21 protein-coding genes and 1 tRNA gene are annotated in these 21,960 nt (G+C 59.6%); 12 read left to right on the plus strand and 10 right to left on the minus strand.

Features of this window, described 5'->3' with window-relative positions:
* Positions 1–43: 43 nt before the first annotated feature.
* Positions 44–469 carry a VOC family protein gene (locus AC1D1L_RS04910; protein WP_477339261.1) on the plus strand — a complete coding sequence of 142 codons (426 nt, stop codon included), beginning with the start codon at positions 44–46 and terminating at the stop codon, positions 467–469.
* A 95-nt stretch (positions 470–564) separates the two neighbouring features.
* On the plus strand, positions 565–1,476 hold the full coding sequence (locus AC1D1L_RS04915; protein ID WP_477339263.1) for an arginase family protein: 912 nt from the start codon (positions 565–567) through the stop codon (positions 1,474–1,476).
* 2 nt (positions 1,477–1,478) lie between these two features.
* On the opposite strand, the gene AC1D1L_RS04920 is transcribed toward AC1D1L_RS04915, so the two are convergent.
* On the minus strand, positions 1,479–2,429 hold the full coding sequence (locus tag AC1D1L_RS04920; RefSeq protein WP_477339265.1) for a S1C family serine protease: 951 nt from the start codon (positions 2,427–2,429) through the stop codon (positions 1,479–1,481).
* 226 nt (positions 2,430–2,655) lie between these two features.
* Between AC1D1L_RS04920 and AC1D1L_RS04925 the strand changes: the two genes are divergently transcribed.
* Positions 2,656–3,528 carry a S1C family serine protease gene (locus tag AC1D1L_RS04925; protein WP_477339267.1) on the plus strand — a complete coding sequence of 291 codons (873 nt, stop codon included), beginning with the start codon at positions 2,656–2,658 and terminating at the stop codon, positions 3,526–3,528.
* 8 nt (positions 3,529–3,536) lie between these two features.
* Positions 3,537–4,172, plus strand: coding sequence for a helix-turn-helix transcriptional regulator (locus AC1D1L_RS04930; protein ID WP_112563265.1), 636 nt, complete (start codon positions 3,537–3,539; stop codon positions 4,170–4,172).
* Between the two features lie 6 nt (positions 4,173–4,178).
* On the opposite strand, the gene AC1D1L_RS04935 is transcribed toward AC1D1L_RS04930, so the two are convergent.
* Positions 4,179–4,568, minus strand: coding sequence for a type II toxin-antitoxin system VapC family toxin (locus AC1D1L_RS04935; RefSeq protein ID WP_477339269.1), 390 nt, complete (start codon positions 4,566–4,568; stop codon positions 4,179–4,181).
* On the minus strand, positions 4,565–4,831 hold the full coding sequence (locus AC1D1L_RS04940) for a type II toxin-antitoxin system VapB family antitoxin (protein ID WP_352589640.1): 267 nt from the start codon (positions 4,829–4,831) through the stop codon (positions 4,565–4,567). Before AC1D1L_RS04940 ends, AC1D1L_RS04935 begins: the two co-directional genes overlap by 4 nt.
* Before the next feature lie 177 nt (positions 4,832–5,008).
* On the opposite strand from AC1D1L_RS04940, the gene AC1D1L_RS04945 reads away from it, so the two are divergent.
* Positions 5,009–5,875, plus strand: coding sequence for an SDR family oxidoreductase (locus tag AC1D1L_RS04945; RefSeq protein WP_352589637.1), 867 nt, complete (start codon positions 5,009–5,011; stop codon positions 5,873–5,875).
* A gap of 54 nt (positions 5,876–5,929) precedes the next feature.
* Here the strand turns inward: AC1D1L_RS04945 and AC1D1L_RS04950 are convergent, their stop codons facing one another.
* Both AC1D1L_RS04950 and AC1D1L_RS04955 read right to left on the minus strand, forming a co-directional pair.
* A complete protein-coding gene (locus tag AC1D1L_RS04950) occupies positions 5,930–6,454 on the minus strand; it encodes a TIGR00645 family protein (RefSeq protein ID WP_192259993.1) in 525 nt (174 codons plus the stop codon).
* 325 nt (positions 6,455–6,779) lie between these two features.
* A complete protein-coding gene (locus AC1D1L_RS04955; protein WP_477339272.1) occupies positions 6,780–8,993 on the minus strand; it encodes an OmpA family protein in 2,214 nt (737 codons plus the stop codon).
* Between the two features lie 202 nt (positions 8,994–9,195).
* Between AC1D1L_RS04955 and AC1D1L_RS04960 the strand changes: the two genes are divergently transcribed.
* Together AC1D1L_RS04960 and AC1D1L_RS04965 are read left to right on the plus strand one after the other, a co-directional pair.
* The gene (locus tag AC1D1L_RS04960; protein WP_112563363.1) at positions 9,196–9,642 is read left to right on the plus strand and encodes a YcgN family cysteine cluster protein; all 447 of its coding nucleotides are present in this window, start codon (positions 9,196–9,198) and stop codon (positions 9,640–9,642) included.
* Between the two features lie 302 nt (positions 9,643–9,944).
* A complete protein-coding gene (locus AC1D1L_RS04965; RefSeq protein ID WP_477339274.1) occupies positions 9,945–10,289 on the plus strand; it encodes a hypothetical protein in 345 nt (114 codons plus the stop codon).
* A gap of 249 nt (positions 10,290–10,538) precedes the next feature.
* On the opposite strand, the gene AC1D1L_RS04970 is transcribed toward AC1D1L_RS04965, so the two are convergent.
* Positions 10,539–11,249: an SIMPL domain-containing protein gene (locus tag AC1D1L_RS04970; RefSeq protein ID WP_477339276.1), complete on the minus strand. Its 711-nt coding sequence runs from the start codon at positions 11,247–11,249 to the stop codon at positions 10,539–10,541.
* 134 nt (positions 11,250–11,383) lie between these two features.
* Here AC1D1L_RS04970 and AC1D1L_RS04975 point away from each other — a divergent pair.
* Positions 11,384–11,459: transfer RNA gene (locus tag AC1D1L_RS04975), tRNA-Ile, on the plus strand.
* 218 nt (positions 11,460–11,677) lie between these two features.
* Here the strand turns inward: AC1D1L_RS04975 and AC1D1L_RS04980 are convergent.
* From AC1D1L_RS04980 to AC1D1L_RS04990, 3 genes are read right to left on the minus strand one after another with little or no spacing between them, the layout of a single operon-like run.
* Positions 11,678–13,360: a recombinase family protein gene (locus AC1D1L_RS04980; RefSeq protein WP_477339278.1), complete on the minus strand. Its 1,683-nt coding sequence runs from the start codon at positions 13,358–13,360 to the stop codon at positions 11,678–11,680.
* Positions 13,361–13,362: 2 nt separating this feature from the next.
* Positions 13,363–13,869 carry a DUF2924 domain-containing protein gene (locus AC1D1L_RS04985; RefSeq protein WP_477339280.1) on the minus strand — a complete coding sequence of 169 codons (507 nt, stop codon included), beginning with the start codon at positions 13,867–13,869 and terminating at the stop codon, positions 13,363–13,365.
* A 5-nt stretch (positions 13,870–13,874) separates the two neighbouring features.
* On the minus strand, positions 13,875–14,249 hold the full coding sequence (locus AC1D1L_RS04990; RefSeq protein WP_477339282.1) for a DUF3489 domain-containing protein: 375 nt from the start codon (positions 14,247–14,249) through the stop codon (positions 13,875–13,877).
* A gap of 359 nt (positions 14,250–14,608) precedes the next feature.
* On the opposite strand from AC1D1L_RS04990, the gene AC1D1L_RS04995 reads away from it, so the two are divergent.
* Positions 14,609–15,235 carry a hypothetical protein gene (locus AC1D1L_RS04995; protein WP_477339284.1) on the plus strand — a complete coding sequence of 209 codons (627 nt, stop codon included), beginning with the start codon at positions 14,609–14,611 and terminating at the stop codon, positions 15,233–15,235.
* A 92-nt stretch (positions 15,236–15,327) separates the two neighbouring features.
* Here AC1D1L_RS04995 and AC1D1L_RS05000 read toward each other — a convergent pair whose 3' ends face one another.
* Positions 15,328–19,317: an NACHT domain-containing protein gene (locus AC1D1L_RS05000; protein WP_477339285.1), complete on the minus strand. Its 3,990-nt coding sequence runs from the start codon at positions 19,315–19,317 to the stop codon at positions 15,328–15,330.
* 174 nt (positions 19,318–19,491) lie between these two features.
* Here AC1D1L_RS05000 and AC1D1L_RS05005 point away from each other — a divergent pair, with 174 nt between their 5' ends.
* The 3 genes from AC1D1L_RS05005 to AC1D1L_RS05015 all read left to right on the plus strand — a co-directional run bounded on the left by AC1D1L_RS05005 (position 19,492) and on the right by AC1D1L_RS05015 (position 21,820).
* Positions 19,492–19,689 (plus strand): hypothetical protein, encoded by a 198-nt coding sequence (locus tag AC1D1L_RS05005; protein WP_477339287.1) that lies wholly within the window; start codon positions 19,492–19,494, stop codon positions 19,687–19,689.
* Positions 19,690–19,764: 75 nt separating this feature from the next.
* Complete coding sequence (locus tag AC1D1L_RS05010) at positions 19,765–19,962, plus strand: hypothetical protein (RefSeq protein ID WP_477339289.1); 198 nt, start codon at positions 19,765–19,767, stop codon at positions 19,960–19,962.
* Positions 19,963–19,972: 10 nt separating this feature from the next.
* The gene (locus AC1D1L_RS05015) at positions 19,973–21,820 is read left to right on the plus strand and encodes a hypothetical protein (protein WP_477339291.1); all 1,848 of its coding nucleotides are present in this window, start codon (positions 19,973–19,975) and stop codon (positions 21,818–21,820) included.
* The last annotated feature ends 140 nt before the right edge of the window (positions 21,821–21,960 follow it).

Raw genomic sequence — 21,960 nt, forward strand, 5'->3', positions numbered from 1 at the left:
AATTTACATGCAGACTGTATGTTAGCTGACGGGAGAAAGAAAGATGAAGACGACGAGCTATTATCCGGTGTTGATGACGGGCGACGTAGCCGGCACGAAAGCCTTCTATATCAACCACTTCCGCTTCAAGCCGCTGTTTGCGAGCGACTGGTATGCACATCTGCAGTCGGCCGAGGATCGCCGGGTCAATCTCGGCATCGTCCACGGCGACCACGAAACGATCCCGGAAGAGGGGCGCGGCCGCACGTCGGGGCTGCTGATCAATTTCGAGGTCAGGGATCCGGACGCGGTTTATGAGCGGATCGTTGCGGCCGGCCTGCCGATCCTGCGCTCGCTGCGCGACGAACCCTTCGGCCAGCGACATTTCATCACCAGGGATCCCAATGGCGTGCTGATCGACGTCATCAAGCCGATTCCACCCAGCGAGGAGTTTCTGGCGCAGTTCGCGGAGGGCGCGGCGGGCACCTAAGCGATGGCAGCAAGTGTCGGCAGCGGCTCCGGCCTCTGTGGCCGGGGTCACGCGATGCAGTCTATGCTGGATGATGCTGAAGCTGGTCCTGTTGCATGCGTGACATCTGCCTTGTTCGTGCGCCATCCAATCTCGGCCTTCGGCCGCTGCACGCCGGCCATGTGCCCGGCACCTGGCGCGCGCCGCAGGCGCTGAGCGAAGCCGGTCTGATCGAGGTGCTGGTGCCGGCGCGGGTGGTCGATCTCCAAAGGCCCGCTTACAGCATCGAACAGCAACCGGGCACCCGCCTACGCAATGGTCCGGCGATCCGCCGCTTCAATCTCGACCTTGCCGAGATCGTCGCAAGTGCGCTCGGGCAAAGCGAATTCCCGCTGGTCATCGGCGGCGATTGTTCGATCCTGCTTGGCGCGCTGGCGGCCGCGCGACAGTCCGGCGCGGTCGCGCTGGTGCATGTCGATGGCCACAGCGATTTCCGCCATCCCGGCAATTACGACGTCGATGCCGCGCTCGGCTCGGCCGCCGGCATGGACCTGGCGCTTGCCACCGGACGTGGCGAGCCTTTGTTGACGGAGTGGCCCGGCATTGCCGGTCCGCTTGTTGCCGACGAGACGGTGGTGCAGATCGGTGAACGCGAGAGCCGCGATGCCGATTTTGCCTGGCCCGACATCAATGCGACCGCCATCACGCGTATCGATGTCTTTGCCGCGCAGGAACTCGGCGCGGCTGGAGTGTTGGAAAAGACCCGAGCCACGCTGACGCGCGCCGATTGTCCCTACTGGTTGCATCTCGATGTTGATGTGCTCGACCAGACAATCATGGCGGCAGTGGATTCGCCCGGCTGTCCCGGCATCGATCCCGACGATCTCGTTGCGATCCTGTCGGCGCTGGCAGGGGACCGGCGCTGCATCGGCATGGACATGACCATCTACGATCCCGATCTCGACCCGGACGGCGACCTCGCAGCGTTGCTGGTGTCGCTGCTCGGGCGCGTGCTCAAGCAGCGATAGGGTTAGCTCGCCCTTGCCACCGGCGTCACCGTGACCTGGCTGACGCCGGTGCGGCGCACCACGGTGCACAGCGTCTCGCGGCCGATGCGTTCGGCATCGAGCATGCGCACGAGGTCGTCGACGCCGGTGACGGGGCGGCCGTCTATTGCGGCGATGATGTCGCCCTCCTTCAGGCCGGCCTTTGCCGCCGGGCCGTTCTTCTCGACGCTGCGCAGCCGTACCGCGGTGTTGGTCGACACCTGTGACAGAAGCGCTGCGCGGCGCGGCAAATTGGTGGTGTCGGCGGAGATGCCGATGAAGGCGCGCCGCACCCGGCCGAAGCGGATGATCTCCGAAATGACGAAGTTCGCGGTGTTGGAGGCAACCGCGAAGGCGATGCCTTGCGCGCCATGGATCATGGCGGTGTTGACGCCGATAACCTCGCCGGCCGACGAGACCAGCGGCCCGCCGGAATTGCCAGGATTGAGCGCCGCATCGGTCTGGATGACGTCGTCGATCAGCCGCCCGGTCGAGGCGCGCATCGACCGGCCGAGCGCCGAGACGACGCCGGAGGTGACGGTCCATTCGAAGCCGAGCGGATTGCCGATGGCGATGGCGATCTGGCCGCGCCGCAGCCGCTTGGAATCGCCGAGCGGCGCCACGTCGGCAAAGCTGCCGTCAGCGCGCACCAGCGCGATGTCGGTGTCGGGGTCGCGGCCAAGCACGCGGCCTTCGCTGGAGGCGCCGTCCGGCAGCGAGACTCGCACCGTCCTGGCGTCGCCGACCACATGGAAATTGGTGACGACCAAGCCGTCCTGTGCGATGACGAAGCCGGAGCCGTGGCCGCCCTGGCCGCCAATGCGCTCGATGCGGCAGACGGCGGGGCCGATGCGATCCACCGCGTCTGCCACCGTCGTCGAATAGGCGTCGAGCAGTGTGTCGTCCGGTTGGAATTTGGCGGCGGCGACGGCCATTGGTGGGCTCCGTGTTTTCAGGCGTGTTCGTGATTTTTTCCTGTGCGTGTCGTCATCCCAAAACCGCTGAGCACTTTTGGGCGACACGCACTATATGTGCGAAGCGGCTGGAAGCGCCGCGACCTGACCAGATGGCCAGTGAAACCATGAACTAGCCGTCAGGCGAGTATCTGCGAGCCGGCTGCCGAGCGATATCTGGGGCATGCAAGAAACCCAGGAGACCAAAATGAGCGACTTCAATCTCAGCGCCTTTTCCGCAGCCATCGCCGATGTCGCGGCTGCGGCAGCACCCGCTACGGCAAGTTTCGCCACCCATCACCATCGCACCGCCAGCGCCTTCCACTGGCGTGACGGCTATTTCGTCACCGCCGAGGAAGCCGTGGAGGCCGGCGAGGAGATCGAACTGGCATTGGCATCGGGCGAGACGGTCAAGGCCGAACTGGTCGGCCGCGACCCCTCGACCGGCGTTGCACTTTTGAAACCGGCAGCTGCTGTCAGCGCCGCGCCGCTTGCCAAAGCGGATGCGGTGCGGCCCGGCAATCTGGCCATTGCCATCGGCAGCAGCCAGGGCTCGGCTCTGGCCGTGTCAGGCTCGGTCGGTGAGGTCGGTCCGGCCTGGCGCTCGATGCGCGGCGGCACCATCGACCGGCGCATCAATCTTGCCGTCAATGCCGGCGGCCGTTTCGAGGGCGGGCCGGTGCTCGACGCCAAGGGCGCGCTGATCGGCATGCTGCTGTTCGGCCCGCGCGGCCGGGCCCTGGTCATGCCCTATGAGACGATCGAGCGGGCGGTGGAGACGCTGCGTGAAAAGGGCCATGTCGCGCGCGGCTATCTCGGCGCCGGCCTGCACCCGATCCGTGACGGCGCGGCGCGCGGTGCCATGGTGATGAGCCTCGACGACAATGGCCCGGCCAAGGCCGCCGGTCTTGCTCTCGGTGACATCATCGTGGCGTGGAACGGCGAGGCCGTACATGGGCCGCGCGAGCTGATCCGCAAGCTTGGGCCCGATAGCGCAGGTGCCGCGGTGACGCTCGGCGTGGTGCGCGGCGGCGAACAGCGCGATGTGGCTGTAACCATCGGCGAGAAGCCGCTGAGCTGAGAGGGGTGATGGACACGCTCGCCAACGATCGGATCATGTCCGACGGCCCCGCCTCGCGGCGGCTGGTGGTGCTGATCGCGCTTGGCGACGTTGTTCGCGCTGAGCGCTTGGCTGCTGCGCTTGCCGCGAGCGACGATCTGTTGCCGGTCGCGGCCGGCAGCGGTGCGGCCGACGTCGCCATCATCGACGGCAGCGGCGCTGATGCCGTGCCGGCCGCCACGCCGCGGGTGCTGCTGTCTGGGCGTGCGGGCGGCGAACGGCCTGCCGGCGAGGTGATGGCGGTCATGCCTGCCGGCGCCGACGATCTGCTGATCGCCGCGGCGGTGCGGCTGGCGGCGGCTGGCTATCGCGTCTCGGGCGACGGCGGTGGCGGGCGCCATGGGGATTTTCATGCTGGCGATGGCGAGCCTTTCGAGGAAGACCTCTCCGATGAACATGCCCCCCGACCGGCACTGTCACCGCGCGAGGCCGAAGTGCTGGCACTGCTTGCCGAGGGCGCGCCCAACAAGGTGATCGCGCGACGGCTGAACATCTCGGTGCACACGGCAAAGTTCCACGTCGCCGCGATCCTGATCAAGCTCGGCGCGGCGAACCGCACCGATGCGATCGCGATTGCCATGCGGCAGGGCCTGGTGCTGGTCTGATGTTGCTCAAACCGCTGCTTCGATATCGGTCAGCCGGAAATCATCGCCCTTGAACAGCAACGGCATGGCTTCGAGCCGTGCCGTGGCGTAGGCGATGCAGTCGCCGAAATTCAGCGCCGCCGGATGCCGGCCCTTGCCATAGCGCAGGAAGGTCTGGCGGGCGACGGCAGCGTGGTCGGCGGTGAATGCGACGGTTTCGATCGAGGCGGTACGCAGGAACTGGTCGAGGCGATCCAAGATTTCATCTTCCCGGCGGCCAGCGAGCACCATCGTCGTTTCAAGCAAAGTTGGCGCTGCCAGCAGCCGTCTCCTGGCCTGAGTGATCGCCAGCACGAAACGGTCGTAGCCCGGCTCAAGGCGCAGAATGGCAACCAGAACCGAGGAGTCGATGATCATTTTGTCGGGATTCCGAACTCATCGTAACCAAGGATTTCGTCGTCGGTCAGTGCGTTTTCACGTTCCGGGACGTTTCCAGCACTGTCCGCAATCGCCATCAACCGCTGAAACAGGTCGCTGGCTTCGTCGCGTGGCACCAGCCGCTCGCGCGCGACCTCGCGCTCGAGGCTCTGACGGATAGCCTCTGTAACGGTCACGCGCCGGCGGCGGGCGAGTTCGCGCGCCAGTTGCTCGACTTCCATGTTCTTGATGGACAGCGCCATCTATATTCCACCTTTTTGTATAGAATATATACCAAGCGCCTGACAAATCCTACAGCTTTCGGGCGCAGATCGATGTCAGCCTCCGCAGCGTCACCCATCGCTTCCCGCCGCAGGCCCTTGTATCCCGCAACCGCGCGGGCAAGGATCGCGCAAAGAACCAAAGCCACTGGAGGAAAAATGTCGCTGAAGGGAAAGACGCTGTTCATCTCCGGCGGGTCGCGCGGCATTGGGCTGGCGATTGCGCTCAGGGCGGCGCGCGATGGCGCCAATGTGACGATCGCGGCCAAGACCGCCGAGCCGCATCCGAAGCTGCCAGGCACGATCTACACGGCTGCCGAAGAAATCGAGCAGGCCGGCGGCAAGGCGCTACCGGTTTTGTGCGACATCCGCGAGGAGGCGCAGGTTGCGGAGGCAGTCGCTAGAACCGTGGAAAAATTCGGCGGCATCGACATCTGCGTCAATAATGCCAGCGCCATCCAGCTCACCGGGACGCTGGAAACAGACATGAAGCGTTACGATCTGATGCACCAGATCAACACGCGCGGCACTTTCCTGGTCTCGAAAATGTGCATTCCGCACCTGAAGTTGGCAAGCAATCCTCACATTCTGAATCTGGCGCCGCCGCTCGACATGAAGGCCAAGTGGTTCAAGAATCACGTCGCCTACACGATGGCCAAGTTCGGCATGTCGATGTGCACGCTGGGCATGAGCGCCGAGTTTGCCAAGGACGGCATCGCGGTCAATTCGCTGTGGCCGATCTCGACCATCGACACGGCGGCGGTGCGCAATCTGCTCGGCGGCGCGACGGTGGCGGCGATGAGCCGTTTGCCCGATATCATGGCCGATGCCGCGCATGCCATCTTCCTGCGGCCATCGCGCGAGACGTCAGGCAATTTCTACATCGACGAAGAGGTGCTGCGCGCCGAGGGTGTGACAGACTTTTCGATCTATTCGCCCGGTGCGACAGGATCGCTGGCCGGCGACTTCTTCGTGCCGGACGAGGTGTTTGCGAATTCGCCAACGAACGTCAAAAGCATTTACTAGCCGGTTTCACGCGCGTCTGCGCTGGCTCCCGTCTGTCTGCCGCACCTTCTCCGTTCACGGGGAAACGGCCTCAGTCTTCTTGCCTTTGGCCAGGCCCATCAGCCGGTCGATATAGGCGAGCATGAACGCCGAAACGACGAAGGCGAGATGGATAATGGTCAGCCACATCAGCTGGTCGGTCGTGTAGGAGGCAGAGTTGAGGAACACCTGCAACAGGTGGATCGAGGAAATGGCGACGATGGTCGAGGCAACCTTGACCTTGAGCGAGCCGACATCGATCGTGCCCAGCCAATGGACCTCGCCGTCATTTTCGTCGAAGCGGCTGACGAAATTCTCGTAGCCGGAGATAATGACCATGACCACCAGCGAGGCGACAAGTGCCGCATCGATGAGGCCGAGCATTTTCAGGATGGTGTCGGTGTCGCCGAGTGTAAAGGCCAGGGTGATAAATTCATAGAGCTTCTTGCCGAAGGATAGTGCGTAGACGGCCAATGCCAGGGCCAGCCCGATGTAGAAAACGACCAGCAGCCAGCGCGAAGCGAGAATGATCGATTCGATGGCAAGTTCGAGACGTTTCATGCAGCGGTTCCGGTCAGCTTTCTGAGGTCGAATGGGTATTTCGGCCAGCCCGCCCCGATTTGCAAGGCTAATTGTAGTGCAAAAAAACCCCGCCGGGAGGGCCGGCGGGGCTCAGTGCATCCCGCTGGAGTCGGGACGGGGCAGGGAACGCCCAGTCGTGAATCTGGGGTGAGCGGCCTCGCGATTCAATGAGCCGGCTCTAATGCTTGCACAATTCTTGTTGACTGGGCTGGCGGTTCGTACATCCACCCCATCCCGGTCTACCGGGATGGGTCCTTTTTGTTGATCTATTCCAGAAAGCCACTCAAGCTATTGGAAAAGCAGATCAATTGTTGCTCGCCACGGGCGCCACCAACGAGGTGATGCGGCGGATGGCGACGCGGCGGTTCTCGCGGTTGGGCGCCGTCGTGTTCACCTTCAAATACTCCTCGCCATAGCCCTGCGTGGTCAGGTTCTCCGGCGGGATGCCGAAGGCATTGGTCAACGCTTCGGCGACCGACTCGGCGCGGCGGTCGGACAGAGCAAGGTTCGCCTCCGGCGTTCCGACCGCGTCGGTGTGGCCTTCGATGAGGAAGGTTTCGGCCGGGTTCTTCTTCAACAGCTTCTCCATGGCGCTGGCGACGCCTTCCAGTTTCTGCACTTCGGTGTCGGAGATCGAGGCCGAGCCAAATTCGAAGTTCAGCGTGTCGAGGTCGACGCGCCGCGCGATGTCACGCACACGCGCCGAGCGCTTGACCTCGTCGATCGAATAGAGGCGCTGGACCCTCTCCACCGGCGGCTGTTCGAGGAAGGTGTAGTAGTCGTCCGGATCCTCCACATCCTCCGAATCCAGAATGTAGTCCCGACGCGAGATGTCGAGCCGCATCGGCGGCAGGTCGTCGCCGGGATCGCGCCAGTCGCTGTCATCCTCATAGTGCCGCTCGTCGACATAGCTCAGCACATATTCGCGTCCATCCGGCGCAATGCGCGAACGCTGGATGACGTCGCCATAGCGGTTGCGGATGGTGACGATCCGGACACCGTTGTCACGCTCGACGATTTCCCGGGTGCGATCGCCTGACAGATCCTCATAGTAGACGTTCCTGGCGCCGCGGGTCATGCGCGGGGCGTCATTGCTCTGGACGAATGTCTGGTTGTTGAACTGCAGGATGACGCGGTCGCCCAGTTCCCTGACGACGTCGACGCCTTTCGGACGCCGGCGGTCGCGAACGTTCTCATCGGGTGCACGCTCTACGCGCGTGCCCTTTTCCTCCGTCACCGGCGCGATCTTTTCAAGCTGGATTGCCTGTTGGGCCGACTTGTCGTCGGTGGGCGGCGGTCCCTGGTCGACCGGAGCCGGCTTCGGGTTCTGCGCCTGCTCGCCATTCTCCTGGGCGGGCTGATTGGCCAGCTCGCCATTGGCATTCTCGCCTCCCTGCTGGCCGTTCTTGCCCTTGCGCTTGCGCAGGACGTCCTTCTGGCTGTCGAGGATGGGGGCTGCGTTCTTGTCGGCCGGGGCTTCACCTTGGGCCGCATTTTCGCCCTGGGCTGGCTGTTCGCCCTGGGCTGGCTGTTCGCCTTGAGCTGGCTGTTCGCCGGTCACCGGCTGCTGGCCATTGGCGGGTTGTTCTGCCTTCGACGGTTGTTCTTCGGTGGCCGGCTGCTCTCCTGTCACCGGCTGTTCGCCGACAGGCTTGTTGCCGCGCTTCTTCTTGCCCTGAGGCTGTTCGCCCTGGGCGGGTGCTGCCTGCTGCTCAGGCTGAAGCGGTTCGGCCCGCGGAACCGGCTCGCCGGCGGGCGCTTGCTTCTTGGCTGGCGCCTGTTCGGCGGGTGCGGCTTCGATTTGCTGATCCTGCTTACGCTTCTTGCGCAGGGACTGCGAGTTGTTGTCGTTTGCCGGCGCTGCCTGTTCGGCGGGCTGTTCGGCAGGTGCGGCCTCGATCTGCTGCTGCTGATCGCGCTTCTTCCTGCGCGGCTTGATCGGCTGCTCGTCGTTTGCCGGCGCTGCCTGTTCGGCGGGCTGCTCGGCAGGTGCGGCCTCGATCTGCTGCTGCTGGTCGCGCTTCTTCCTGCGCGGCTTGATCGGCTGCTCTTCGTTTGCCGGAGCCGCCTGCTCGGCGGGCTGTTCGGCAGGTGCGGCCTCGATCTGCTGCTGCTGATCGCGTTTCTTCCTGCGCGGTAGCTGCTCTTCGACGGCAGGCGCGGCCTGTTCGGCCGGAGCCTGTTCGGTCTGCTGTTGCTGGTCGCGCCTCTTCCTGCGCGGCTGCTGTTGCTGCTCGCCCTGCGCTGGCGCGGCCTGCTCCGCCGGCGCGGATTCTGTTTGCTGCTGCTGGTCGCGCTTCTTTCTCTTGGGCTGTTCCGGCTCCCCCTGCTGTTTCTGTGCGCAAGCCTCGGCCGATTCACCCTCGGCGCAAGCGGCCTGAGCCAATATCAGTGGCGCGGCCGTGTGCTGCAAGGGGCCGAAAACGGCGTTGCCCTGCAGCGGGGATGCGCCCAACGGCGCGGATGCCATCAGCAGGCCAAGTGCCGTACCTGCCAGTACCCGTGGTTGGCGTTTCATCACGAATTCTCCTTGTGAGGTCCCATCCCTGCCCAAACTTTCATCAGCCGGATTGGTTCCGGTTCGTGGACATTACCGACAACGAAGGACGATTGACCGGCCTTTTGAAGGCAACTTCATGTTTTTCGTATGGTGCGGGCGGCATTTGCGGCGGCGGTACAGCTTGACCTCACCGCCTGCGAGGGCCACATCTCAGCCCATGATGGAAACCCCGTTCTGGAAAACCAAGACGCTGGAAGCGATGACGCCGGCCGAGTGGGAATCGCTCTGCGACGGCTGCGGCAAATGCTGCCTGTCGAAACTCGAGGACGAAGATACCGGCGAAATCTACTGGACATCAGTCGGCTGCCGTCTGTTCGACGGGCAAACCTGCCGCTGTTCGGACTATGCCAACCGGCTGGCGCGCGTGCCGGACTGCGTCGGGCTGACGCCGCAGAATGTGCGCACCATCAGCTGGCTGCCAAAAACCTGCGCCTACCGGCTGGTTGCCGAGGGACACGATCTCTACTGGTGGCACAGGCTGGTGTCGGGAAGTGCCGAGACCGTGCATGAGGCCGGTATTTCCATGCGCGGCCGCGTCCGCGCCAGCGAGACCGATCTTGCCGAGCCGGACGACTATTTCGACTATATGCTCGACGACGAGCCCTAGATTCGAAGTGATAGAGCATGATGTCTGGACAAACACTGTTTGTCCGAGAAAACCGCTTCACACTTTTCGGCATCATGCGCAAGCGTCTGGAACGGAAGTAGCCGCCGCCCGTTCTGGGATGACCGGACGTTTTTGACACTCCAAGTCGTTTGCAGCGGTGGAAGGGGCGGTTGCTTTCGACCTATTCGGCAGATTAACCGAAAATGAACGGCCGGTTCGCAAAGAGTTCAGATTGCAAGGAGCATTCTCCCCCCATCGGTTCGACGAAGACGGGCGCCAGCCCTCAACAAGGAGAGAAGACAATGTTCAACACGATCAAAACGGCAGCCCTTTCGGGTCTCGTAGCCCTAGGCACGCTTACCGCCGTGCCCGCCCATGCGGACTCGATCTATCTCGGCTTCGGCAACAACCACGACCGCCGCGTCGGCGTCTATACCGGCGACGACGATGACGGCTTTCGCCGCGAGCGTAATTGGCGCCGCTGTTCGCCGGAGCGCGCCCTCGACAAGGCCGAGCGCATGGGCCTGCACCGCGTCCGCCTCATCGACGTCAATCGCCGCGTCGTGAAGGTCGCCGGCCGCCAGTATGGTGATCGCGTGGTGGTCGTGTTCGCCAATGAGCGCGGCTGCCCGGTTATTTATCGCTAAGGCAGGAGACTGATCTGCTGATGAAGATCAGTCTGGAGGCATGATCCTCTGCGAGGATCAGCCTGTGATAGCGGCATGATCCTCTGCGAGGGTCGGCCAGGAGCCCCTTTCCCATAGCGCGGAACGGTGCGGCTCGAAGAAAACCCCGAAGGACCATGTCCTCCGGGGTTTTTTATTTGGTGCCAATTAAAATACCGGCCAGTTCGGCCCGCAGCATGCTGCCGCGGGCCTTTGCTGATTTGGATAAGCCTACTTGAGCTCAAAGGTGACAGTGACCTGCACGGCATAGGCATTCTCGCCGGCCTGTACCGGAACCGCGGCGCCTGCCGCATCGAAGGCCTTGGCATTGATCGGCATCGGCGCCGGCGCGATGTTCTGCTCGGTGATTTCCAGCACCTGGCCGATGCTGACGCCGGCAGCCGCGGCCAGCGTCTTGGCCTTGGCCAAGGCATCGGCGACCGCCTTCTTGCGGGCCTCGGTGACGGCTGCCTTCGGATCCTCGTTGGAGAACGAGATGCCGCCGCCCTGGTTGACGCCGAGCGAGACCGCCTTGTCGAGAATCTCGCCGGTCTTGTCGATGTCGCGGATGCGCACGGAGAGCGTGTTGGTCACCTGGTAGGCGACAAGCTCGGCTTCCTGGCTGCCATCGGGCTTGTTGGTGTAGTTGTAACGCGGGTTGATCTGGATGCCGGCGGTCTGCAGGTCGCGGTCCTTGATCCCTGCCGATTTCATTGCGGCGATCACGGCGGCCATGGCGTCATTGTTGGCGTCGAGGGCGGCGCGTGCGGTCTTGGCCTCGCGCATGACGCTGAGCGTCAAAAGCGCCAGGTCGGGCGCCACGGTGGACTGGCCTTCACCCGACACGATGATGCGGGGCGGGGGCGGCGAATCGGCGGCGCTTGCCATCGCCGGAAAAGCCATCGCGGCGGCAAGTGCGAGCGGCAAAAGATGTCTGGTCATGAAAATCTCCTCGGTCTGCGATCCAGTCGCGCCTGTCGACTAGGATGCGAATATGGGCTGATTTGGGCGATCTCGGCCAGCCCGTCCGGAAAGCCTTGTGCGGCGCAAGGAAAAACTCTAATCCAGCGCGCGTGGGGCCTGTAGCTCAATGGTTAGAGCCGGCGGCTCATAACCGCTTGGTTGGGGGTTCGAGTCCCTCCGGGCCCACCATCCAGTCCCGCCGTTCTGCGGGGTTTTGGACCGTCTCAGAATAGCTCCGAAATTTCCGTGGGTTAGCGTCGAGTAGGGGGCAGCACTTGGCTGAGACGCCGCAGTGAACGCCCAAAACGCCTGACTTTTAGTCGTCCGTCTCTGTCGAGCGAATTCCGCAGCCAAGTGTTTGCCAAAGCGATGGTCGGTGATGTGGGTTAGATGCACTGTTGATGCTGTCAGAAGCCGAGAAGAGTGACCTGGCTACCCCAGGTGTGCGGCAGCTCCGAGACCCGTGAGAGTCGGTGCGTCGTTAGTTCGACTGGTTGATCACCGGCAACGATGCTGGAGCTGATTTTGGGGGCGAGGAAAGCGAAAGGCAGGAGGCGGCTTACCTCAGATGTATCGGTGCCGTTGAGCATGGCAACCTCGGTGAGGCTGCGGTTGGTTCCGTCCGTCAATTGGGCTAGGTACAAGTGGGCTCGACGCAGAAGGTCGATCAAAGCACTATCGGGTTCTCGGTTGCTGTTGGACCCGTCCGTAAGCACGATATGTGTTTCGACGCCGCGCCGCTTCATACCAATTGGACATTCGATGGAAGTTACTTGCGCGCCATCGCTGGGTGGCAGAATCCGGTCGAGAAGCAATTCCGAAAGCGAGCGGCGATCAAGTTCCATGATCAATGCCCCCGGCTTGAGCCTAACATTGCGAACGACCTTTCGAAGCAGCGATCGCTTCGCGTCCGCCGTGCTCGACGCCCAGCACGCTCGCAACTCTTCGGCTCGCCGCATCACTGACTGGATTTCGCCAGCCTTGGCCCATTGCCGAATCCAATCAGACAGTTGGGCTTGATCACTGAGAATCCGATTCAGGCGATGCTCAACAACTGATTCAAGTGCTGGCGCTGGAAGACGCCAGCCCTCGGAACCGTTTCGGCGCTGGTCGACGAAGTGCTTTGAGACATAGTAGCGGTAACGAACACCCTGCTTGTTCGCATGAACCGATCGCAATTTCTCGCCCGCTTCATCAAAGAGCAGACCGGTGAGCAGATGAGGTTGCGTTACATTGGAATCGCTTCGCCGCCGCGGCGCCTGCGAGGCGAGGAGCGTCTGGACCTCCTCGAACGTGGCGGACGTGACGATCGGCTCGTGCTCTCCATCGTAGACCTGATCCTTGTGGCTGATCTTGCCGATGTAGATCGGGTTCGAAAGAAGGTGATAAAGATTGCCGCGACCAAACGGCATGGTGACGGCAACGGATCCGTCTTTGCGTTGTCGCGATCGTGTGGAGAGCCCGTCACTCGCAACTTCGTCGACAAGATCCCGGACGGACTTCAGGGCGAGATAGCGGGCGAACAGGTGTCTGACTGTTTGTGCTTCGGTTTCATCAATCACCAGCTTGCGGTACTCGACGCGATAGCCCAGGGGCACCACGCCGCCCATCCACATACCTTTCTTCTTCGACGCGGCGATCTTGTCGCGGATACGCTCGGCTGTGACCTCTCGCTCGAACTGAGCGAAGGACAAAAGCACGTTGAGCGTGAGCCTGCCCATTGAGGTCGTGGTGTTGAACTGCTGCGTGACCGACACGAAGGAAACGGAGCTGGCGTCGAAGATCTCGACGATCTTGGAAAAATCCATCAGCGACCGGGTGAGGCGATCGATCTTGTAGACGACCACCACATCGACTTTCTTTTCCCGGATATCCTGAAGCAGTCGCTTCAGGGCAGGGCGCTCCATCGTGCCACCCGAGATGCCACCATCGTCGAAGTGGTCTGGCACCAGCTTCCAGCCAAGACCTATCTGCGATGCAATGAAGGCCGCGCAAGCTTCGCGCTGGGCATCGAGCGAATTGAACTCCTGCTCCAGGCCCTCTTCGGTGGACTTGCGAGTGTAGATGGCGCAGTTGAGGCGAGGGGTCATCGTCATAGCCCAAAGAACCTCGGGCCAGACCAATGGGCGCCGGTAATGCGACGAGCAACAGCCGACAGCGATCCGTATGTCTTGCCGTCAAGCACGAAGCCGTCGTTGACCACTTCGACAATGTGCATCCGGCCATTCCACTCTCGCATCAGCCGGGAGCCGACTTTTGGCGGAAGGGATCGTGGGGGCGACGTCAATGCCTTATCCGAGGACGCTGGCCGGAGTGATGGAACTCCGTCCTGGCGATCCGGCCCTTTATTGCTCGGTTGGATAGCATTCACGTTGGTCCGACGCGTGTTGTTCGTCCCGAGTGTTTTCTTGACGGTCGAAGGCAAACCACCCAATCGCTTAGCTTGAAGATGCCAGGCAGCCGACCGCTCAAGCAACCCACGTTTAACCCCTTTGGGCGGCGGGCAGCCATAGGCCTTTGTCCAGGCTGCTGTGAGTTCATCACGCGTGAGATCGCCGACGTCGGCGATCTCACTATCCAAATCCTGTCTCTTGCGCATCAAGGTCAACCGGCGGTCTTCGCCTCGACAATGCGGTATCGCCGCTGTCCGTCTTTGCCGATTTCGCTCACCACCTTATGTCCAAGCTTCTTCTTGACGGTGCCGGAGAGGAAGCCCCGAACCGAGTGGGCCTGCCATCCGGTCGCCTCCATCAAGGCTTGGACCGTAATGCCTTTGGCCGACTTCAGCTTCTTGAGAACGATGTCGGTTTTGGTCGAAGGCGCCGGCGCTTCGTCCTTGGTTTTCTTGGGCATCTCCGAGATGGTCACCCCCGACTTAGCGCGCGCTTTCCGTGTTGGGGTGCTGTTGTCGACGCTGGACGCAGTACGGGCGGCTTCAGCATTGTCGGTCGTCATAGTGGTGTTGTTGAGGATAGACATTTAAAATATCCTTCAGTTCAAGACCGGACGATTCCGGCGCTTGTACTGACTGAAGCCCGCTGTCCTAGCGGGCTGGAAATTCTGCTACACTTGCCTATCCGCGCGTTCTTCTGTGACGTACTACCAATGCTTCGCTTGGCGACGAAGTCCAACCTAAAAGCACGAAAGGGTGTTTTGCGCCTGCATAAAGCTGAAAGTCTCAATGACGAGGTTGCTTCACGTACATGCTAGTGAACCGGCAGAAAACCGTCATCTGCCGGTGGTGTGACACCTACCCCAGCTTCAACTCGGTACGGGGCCGAGTTTAATTTCTCCCCTTTGATAAGTAATATATAATGTCGCAAATGTTTGGAGCTGGCATGCGATTCGAAAGCGCTCTAGGTCGTTCTTTTGCGATTGTTGATCGCGCCTTGCGGCAGTCTTTTCCTGATGATTATTACAAGCGCTGCATGTATGCCGCTTTTGGTATTCAATCATTGTTGACTGAATTGGGCTACCCGGCCTCGATACAAGGTGGCGACGTGCTCGCGTTTATGGTTGCGAGGTCGGGAAACCAAGCTGGATTGCAAGGCTTTGCAAATGCCAGCGACGGATACGCCCATTACTGGACAGTTGCGGAAAACCGACTGATAGACATCGGGCCATACTACTTGCCGCGCGAGTCGAGCTTTCCAGCTGTGCCGGTGCCGCTGATCGCGTGGGATATATCCCAGCAACTGCCGCCGTTTCTGCGGTATCGTGTCGTAGAAGATTTCGGACGGACGAAGATTCTTATTGCTGACGAAACCATCCAGCAGCGTATAACCCAATTCATCGGGCTCTGCCGTCGCAAGCTCAAGCAGCAAATTGGTCAGCCCAAGCCGCCTAGCTGGATACTGACTGGAACCACCGCCCTGCTATCCCATGGAGAGCGAGGCGATCCTTGGGTGCGTAACGCCATGATCTTTTCCACAATACCCGGCATAGTGGAAAACTTGCCGTTCTAGCGGGCAATTGCTTCGAACGTTCGCTTCCAGGCAGGCGGATCTATTCGCTGCGCTTTCGCGGGCGTGAGTGGCTTATACATGCCATTCCGGCGTCATGCGGTGCCTTTCGCTCTCTGCACAGCAGGCGAGACTCGCTGTCCATCAGGAATTGAAACGTCGATGACGACTGCACGGAGCTTGCTGCGTTGTTCCCCAAGGATGGTATCGTTGATCATCTGTTCCAGCTCAAGCGCAGTCTTTGGAGAAACCTGGCACGTAGGATGCTGTGGGACAGCCCCGTGGTTTCCATACCAGAAGACACCGAATACTCCGTATCCGCTCGCTTCCGGATCGCGAGTGTAAAAGCGGTCTAGCTGTGTCGCCGGCGCACTCCAAAGTTCCGGGTGAACGTCCCTTTTGAGTTCAATGATGAGCTTGATCCCCGGTATCATTGCTGTGATGTCGGCACGCTTGTCTGTGACCATATGCCCTTCGGGCTCCGTTATGATCCCAAGGGGGTCGAGACGCGTTTTGAGGAGTCCGAGCAACACGTCCCTTGCGCTTTCCTCGATCTTGGGATTAGTCGGGCGTCCGTAATGGTCTTCGTTCCAGAATTGCTTATAAACATCAATGTTTTGAGTGCCGATGCGACTGCTAATCTCTTTAAGGTGATCGATCATAAGAGCTTGCAGATCGGCGACGTTTGCTGGAGCTCCACCCGAAAGCGTCCTAATGGTATTTGACCACTGTGGCACATTGTAACTCAACTCGCGGTAGCGGGTCCGCTGGTTGGCCAAGGCGTGCCTGATGCTGTCCGCATAGGTTGTCATCGTCGGGTCGCGAAGCAGTCGCTCGAGCGTGTCGGTGGCTTCTGCACTCTTGTCGGCAGAAAGTGCACTAAGTAGGCTCCGGACATAGTCCGCAGCATCCCACGGGTTTTCATCTCCAGACCATCCGCCGGTGGGGTATGGCGCGTTTGGAAAGTGACTCGCAACCATCCGAGCGAGGAACTCGCGTTGCGGTGGCTCTAGCTCGAAAACTGGCTTCTTCCGAGTGTCACGGTCATAACTCGTAAGAGCACGCATACGCCACACTATAGATGGCGCTCTCCTCACATATTCCTCAAGTGTATCTTGATAGACTTCCGGCGACAAGAGATAGGCCGCCACCATCCAAATTTGGCGTTGTTCGTCGCCGACTAAGGTCGTATCGGCGATTGTCCTACTCGCCAAATCCTTCAAGAAAGACTTTCTGTTTGCAGGTAAGGCGATTTGAAGAAGTTCCTCGAGGCGTTGAGGAGGCTGATTTGGATAAGAAGTTAGAAGGTGGGCGGCAACGTCATCTCGAAACTGTTCGAATAGATCGACGTTCAATATTTCATAGAGTCCAGATCTATGATCCCCGCCACATTTCAAACTTTCTTCGATAAGAAACAGGTACACATCTTTAACAAAGTCTGATCTTGTCGAAACTATATGGTCTTTCCAAGTGTGTTCGTCGCGCGCCCATACCCCATCCCTGCGCTGAGACATCGTTGGCAATAGCAGGTCGATTCCAACGAGCACTTTCAGCGCTTCATCTGAAAAATCGGCTACGCTCGGTCTCTCGAGCCATAACTCATCCATACCGGCGAGCAGGGCATTCCAAACCCTTGGGTAGCTGTTCTTCGACTCGGCCTCCGCGAGCTCTTGCAGCGAAGGGAACCGTTCTGTCCGCACAAATGCTTTGAGTCCAGCAAGGGCAACAGCGGTATATTCCGAACCAAGTTCTTCTTCCAGGCGCGCGCGTGGAGATAGAGTCTCATCAACATCCCTGAAATGGCCGAAGTACACCTCCGCAGTCCAGGTCATCCAGCCTCGATGCGTGCCCTCGGCTATCATCTGAATGTCCGTTGTGAACTGTTCCAGATTCTTCAGGCGTCCTGCTTTGCGCTTTTCGACCTCCTTGAATTCGCGCCGATGGTCCTTGGCCCGCCAAGATTCAATTTCCTGAGCAACCATCCTATCCCGGGTAGGTCGGAGGCTGGACGTCGAGTCCGCAAGGGCAAACAACGATTCAAAGACCTCAATGTTGTCTTCCGGATTCCCATAGGCCCATTGGAAAGCAAGCTCATACAGGGCATTCCGAATCTCGGAGTTCGCAAATCCTATAGTAAGACGATCAGTCAACCAGCGGACAGGCTCACCACTTAGCGGATACGGAAGAAAATCCAGAAGCGCCCGGCTGAAACGCCAACTGACACTATCAGTCCCTAAAGTGTCGACGGCCGCGTCGAAGACCTCGCGAGCCATTAAAGGCCGCTCTGCGAACAGTGGCTTTATGCCTTCAAACTCCCGATTGTAGTACTCGCCGCGGATTGCATTCCGCGATTGGAGCCATGTCCACAAACGCGCGCCTGATATGCCTTCAGCAGCTTCCTCAAGGGTTCGTATGACCAGGCGCTGGATGAAATGCTCGATCTCTATTCGGTTACGAATCCCGGGCTCTCTAGTGGGTTCAATGCCCTTGATAATTTCGTCCAAGACCAACGGAACGTCGTGAGTGGGGATGGACTGTGAGACTGGCCAGAGCGCCCCGCCCACCAGTTCTTCGTCGCAGTGGACGGCTGCGTTGTAGAGATTGGAAACATCAGTACCGGTAAAATGACCGACGTAAACCGCAGCGAGTATGTTGGCGCGCAGTCGAATGTCGTCGGCCGATGAACCGAGGGTGCGGTAGATTTGCACGATCCCATCGGTTGCGGCTGGCCCCAGACGGACCAATGCGGCCAATGCGGGCGTCTTCAATCCAAAAGGAGCACCCGAATCGATTAGGACTTCGGCAATATCCTCTTGGAGACTGGGCAGCGGCCGAGCCGAGCCCAACGCTTCGAGAACAAGCTTTTTGATTCCGAATGGTGCCTTGGGACTTTTCAAAATACTGCGTAGATGCGGCGCCATGTCAGAACTACACAACGCGCTGATCGCCGACAGTGACCGATCTTCTGGCCTGAAATAGGGGTCTTCACTTGCAAGGTTCGAAAGTGCATCTAGCAAGCGAATGCGCAGCGACAAGTCGAAGCTGTCGGGACTGCTGTGGATGAGAATTCCAAGTGGGTCTGCGTCGATTATTTCATCGGCTCGTTCCGGGAGTAGCGCTGCAAGCCAGGCATGCAAACCACGCAACTCGGGCGCAGGAACTCCGTCGATTCCCACAAGAGCTTGCACTCGGCTCAAGGGTAAGCCGCTTCGAACTTTCTGTGCGATCCAGTTAGCCGCTAGGTACTCGGCGGTAACTCGATGTGAGTAGTCGACCGCTTCGTTGCCAAGGCCCCGGAATGCGCGACGCCCTAACGATGCTAATATGCGATCAGGTTCGGCAAAAGGGATCGTTCGATAGCTTGGATACAAGGGATCAAGTTCAGATTCTGCCAAGCTAATCCCGTCGACATCGCTAATCAGGCGCACCGCTGAAACGGCGCCTGCGGGGGCTCGTAACTCCTTAGCTGAAAACTGCCCCCCACCGCTTCTTACTCGGTCACGGTTGTGCTCCTTGAGAAGGATGTCGGTCGCTTCTTCAAGTAACTCCTGCCTGTTAGTGGGCCAAGAACCCTTCTTTAGCACGACTTCGGCAAGCATTATGAGATTTTGTGGATTGGTAAGAAATTCGGACAACGCCCGACCATTGGCGTCTTTAATAAATTGATCAGGATCCGTTACGCCAACCTTGCGTAACACGTGGCGCTGTTCTGTTACCGTAAGAGGTTCCAGCGCCAAGACAAAGTATCCACCAGACGTGGCGAAGTAGGAATGAAACGAAGCCACGTCCGTTTCCCCTAACCAATCGTGTTCCCGGCACGCAAGTCGCACACGCTCAGGTCTGATCTCAAATAGCTTTTTGACAATAAGGTCGACAGTATCCTGATCAGTTCGTCCTGCTCGACGTTCGTCAAGAGCATCAATAAATAGTGTCGTGCCCATAAATTCCGTCGGCGTATTCAAAAAGGCGCGAGCGCGTTGGACAGTGGTTTTTGCCGCCAGCGCTAGCTCATCGAACAAATGAGACTTGCCGGCACCGGGGTCTCCTATCAAAATGATATTCGGCGCTCTGTCATAGTCGGACATGCGCTTGGCTGCCACGATTTCGTCGTTCGGGCGCGGGTCAATTTGACGGACTAGTCGGTCGGACATTAATAATCAGGTGTCAAAATTGTTTCAGCGTGGGCTGCTGTCTCCCTCAGGACCTCTAGTGGAGCGGACAACCTAATACCATACAAGTTGAACAAGTGGACTGGTGCCATGCTCGCCCATGTCGAGCACGAGCAAATGGACCGGTCTTCTCATGCGCACTGCACCTATGCCGATGCCACGCTGAGATCCTCCCTAGCCCACTCTGCGACGCCCTATCGATGGGCGTTCCACAGCAGCATGGCGTTTCTTTCCAACTTTTTTTGCGAATTTCTCGGTGAAATTCTGGAGATTGTTGGAACATATTGACATATAATGTTCGCTGATGTTTCATGGTTTTGCGGAAATTGAGAGAGAAGCATGTCTCAAAAAAGAGAGAAATTCGTGAAACTTGCCGAGGGAAGGACCCGGTCGGCTTTGGAAGCTATCCGAAAGATCGGGAATCTCTCGAACCGGAGAGCCTACGACTTCGATGAGGGGGACGTGAGGAAAATCATCAAGGCGCTGCGTGATGCTGTGTCCGATCTCGAACGGAAGTTCGGATCCACGGCCTCAGCCGAGAAGGACGTCTTCAAACTCTAGGGTCTCTGCGATGAGCTTCGAACGCCTGACAATCCAGGACGACCGGTTTCTAATCAATCGCCTTATCGGACAGGCCCCGCGACATACCCTTGTCCGAGAGTTCTTTATGAATGCTCAAGAAAGTGCGGAACTGGCACCCGAAGGCCATCGAACCGTACGTATCTACCCCACGCTGATCGGAGGCGTTCGGAAGTTGACGTTCTGGAACACGGGACCGGGAATGGGTTCGAGGGAGCTTCGGACGGCGACGAACATCTCTGCCTCAATCAACAAGGAAATGTCGCTCAACGGAAACTTTGGTATTGGCGCCAAGGTATCTGGGCTGACCGTCTCGCCTGCGGGCATTCGCTATCGTTCTTGCAAGGGCGGCTTGGTCCACGAAGTGACGATAGGCTTCGACGATGAAGCGGACACGTTTGTTCGTTTCGCCTACGAGGTTGAAGGACGGCAGGACTCCGTGTTCGATGTCACCGAGGCGGTGCGGAAGACTGCCGACGTTTCCCACGACTGGACGGAGGTCGTTCTCATGGGCGAGGACGAGCTCCATGACACGGTATCGGAGCCGATCGGCAGGGGAATCCGCGTCGACCGCAGCTATGTCGCAACACAGATCTTTCGGCGTTTCGCGGAATTTCGTCCGGGCGTCAAAGTGATTTTGGATGTCTCAGTGACAAAAGGCGGAGGGCGCGATGAGATGGGAAGGACTCGAACGCTCAAAACGCTGCAAGACGTAATCCCGCAGCTCCCAAACGCTGAGATCGTAACCTGTCGCGAGACTGGCGTGAAAATCCAGTACGTGCATGACCCGAAGCACGCCAACTACAGTCACACAATCAGCGCACTTAGCAACCCTGCGACATCGTCGACATCGTTCTGCGCACTGATCCATAAGGGCGAGCGATACGACTTCCGCACCGGGAAGAAATGGTCGGCCGTCGCCCCAAACTACGGGATACCTTTCGGTTCCACCGCCCTCACGGTCGAGATATACGTCCCTGAAAGCCTAGCTTTTCCGAACCAATATCGTGACGCCCTCACGACTGTCGAGGAGCGCAATCCGATTACGACTGATGATTACGCGTCGAAGGTCCGCGAGCTGATGCCCGAGTGGGTGAAAGACGTGATCAGAGAGGCGCATCCGCCAAGGGATGAAAACTTGGACGATCTACAGAAAGACTTGCAAAAGGTACTCGACGAATTTCGCTTGCCAACCTCAACCTATGTGAAGTCACTTGAGCGGCCCGAGCGCACCCACGACAGTGATATCGGCCTTGACGAAGCCCGCTCGGCCGACGTCGATGGCATCGACGACGAAGAAGATCGCTTCCTTCGTGGAGAGCGGAACTACGGACTGCGGGCGACGGACAAGAAGATCCGCAAGGCACCAGAGGGTGCCAAGCTCTCCAAGGAGGCGCAGTCACTTGAGCGCGCTCCAACGATCGAGATATTGGACGATCCCGCAGAGATCGACGAGAAGCAAATGAAAGGGCGTGCTGGTCGTTACTATAAAGATGCGCAAACGCTTTTCATCAACGGCCTGTACTCCGCCGTCGAGAGGATGACTGGAGAACTCGAGCTGCACTTCGCGGGGCAGGCAGAAGGGGAGACGCTTCGCAGTATCATCTTAAGAGCGGCACAGCGGTCGATGGCCTTCCGCGTGGGTAAAGCCACTTGCTACGCGATCAGCAAGCGCTTGGTCGACGGGTGGTCGCTCGAAGATCTCGATCGGGCAACCTCTCCCGAATCCCTGTCCCTTGCTGCGGATGACTATCGCCAGAGCATGACTACGGCTCGTAAGTGGATCAGCGCAGAACTTAAGGCACATGGATTTGCCATCGTGGAGCCGGAGGCGGCCTGACAGCTTGTTAGAGGAGATGGTCTTGGATGTCTGAACCGCTGTGTTTCAGACATTCAGTCTGTACGGAACACTTCTGTTCCATATCGAACGTATCGAACGGCGAGTGACCAAGCGGCGTCCCAGAAAGCATAGCCGTGTTT

This window comes from Mesorhizobium sp. P2_D6 (assembly GCF_056404315.1).

Excerpts from the sequence above, each read along its gene's own strand:
- AC1D1L_RS04910 (WP_477339261.1), top strand. The coding sequence starts at position 44 with ATGAAGACGACGAGCTATTATCCGGTGTTGATGACGGGCGACGTAGCC.
- AC1D1L_RS04915 (WP_477339263.1), top strand. The coding sequence starts at position 565 with ATGCGTGACATCTGCCTTGTTCGTGCGCCATCCAATCTCGGCCTTCGG.
- AC1D1L_RS04920 (WP_477339265.1), bottom strand. The coding sequence starts at position 2,429 with ATGGCCGTCGCCGCCGCCAAATTCCAACCGGACGACACACTGCTCGAC.
- AC1D1L_RS04925 (WP_477339267.1), top strand. The coding sequence starts at position 2,656 with ATGAGCGACTTCAATCTCAGCGCCTTTTCCGCAGCCATCGCCGATGTC.
- AC1D1L_RS04930 (WP_112563265.1), top strand. The coding sequence starts at position 3,537 with ATGGACACGCTCGCCAACGATCGGATCATGTCCGACGGCCCCGCCTCG.
- AC1D1L_RS04935 (WP_477339269.1), bottom strand. The coding sequence starts at position 4,568 with ATGATCATCGACTCCTCGGTTCTGGTTGCCATTCTGCGCCTTGAGCCG.
- AC1D1L_RS04940 (WP_352589640.1), bottom strand. The coding sequence starts at position 4,831 with ATGGCGCTGTCCATCAAGAACATGGAAGTCGAGCAACTGGCGCGCGAA.
- AC1D1L_RS04945 (WP_352589637.1), top strand. The coding sequence starts at position 5,009 with ATGTCGCTGAAGGGAAAGACGCTGTTCATCTCCGGCGGGTCGCGCGGC.
- AC1D1L_RS04950 (WP_192259993.1), bottom strand. The coding sequence starts at position 6,454 with ATGAAACGTCTCGAACTTGCCATCGAATCGATCATTCTCGCTTCGCGC.
- AC1D1L_RS04955 (WP_477339272.1), bottom strand. The coding sequence starts at position 8,993 with ATGAAACGCCAACCACGGGTACTGGCAGGTACGGCACTTGGCCTGCTG.
- AC1D1L_RS04960 (WP_112563363.1), top strand. The coding sequence starts at position 9,196 with ATGGAAACCCCGTTCTGGAAAACCAAGACGCTGGAAGCGATGACGCCG.
- AC1D1L_RS04965 (WP_477339274.1), top strand. The coding sequence starts at position 9,945 with ATGTTCAACACGATCAAAACGGCAGCCCTTTCGGGTCTCGTAGCCCTA.
- AC1D1L_RS04970 (WP_477339276.1), bottom strand. The coding sequence starts at position 11,249 with ATGACCAGACATCTTTTGCCGCTCGCACTTGCCGCCGCGATGGCTTTT.
- AC1D1L_RS04980 (WP_477339278.1), bottom strand. The coding sequence starts at position 13,360 with ATGACCCCTCGCCTCAACTGCGCCATCTACACTCGCAAGTCCACCGAA.
- AC1D1L_RS04985 (WP_477339280.1), bottom strand. The coding sequence starts at position 13,869 with ATGCGCAAGAGACAGGATTTGGATAGTGAGATCGCCGACGTCGGCGAT.
- AC1D1L_RS04990 (WP_477339282.1), bottom strand. The coding sequence starts at position 14,249 with ATGTCTATCCTCAACAACACCACTATGACGACCGACAATGCTGAAGCC.
- AC1D1L_RS04995 (WP_477339284.1), top strand. The coding sequence starts at position 14,609 with ATGCGATTCGAAAGCGCTCTAGGTCGTTCTTTTGCGATTGTTGATCGC.
- AC1D1L_RS05000 (WP_477339285.1), bottom strand. The coding sequence starts at position 19,317 with ATGTCCGACTATGACAGAGCGCCGAATATCATTTTGATAGGAGACCCC.
- AC1D1L_RS05005 (WP_477339287.1), top strand. The coding sequence starts at position 19,492 with ATGCTCGCCCATGTCGAGCACGAGCAAATGGACCGGTCTTCTCATGCG.
- AC1D1L_RS05015 (WP_477339291.1), top strand. The coding sequence starts at position 19,973 with ATGAGCTTCGAACGCCTGACAATCCAGGACGACCGGTTTCTAATCAAT.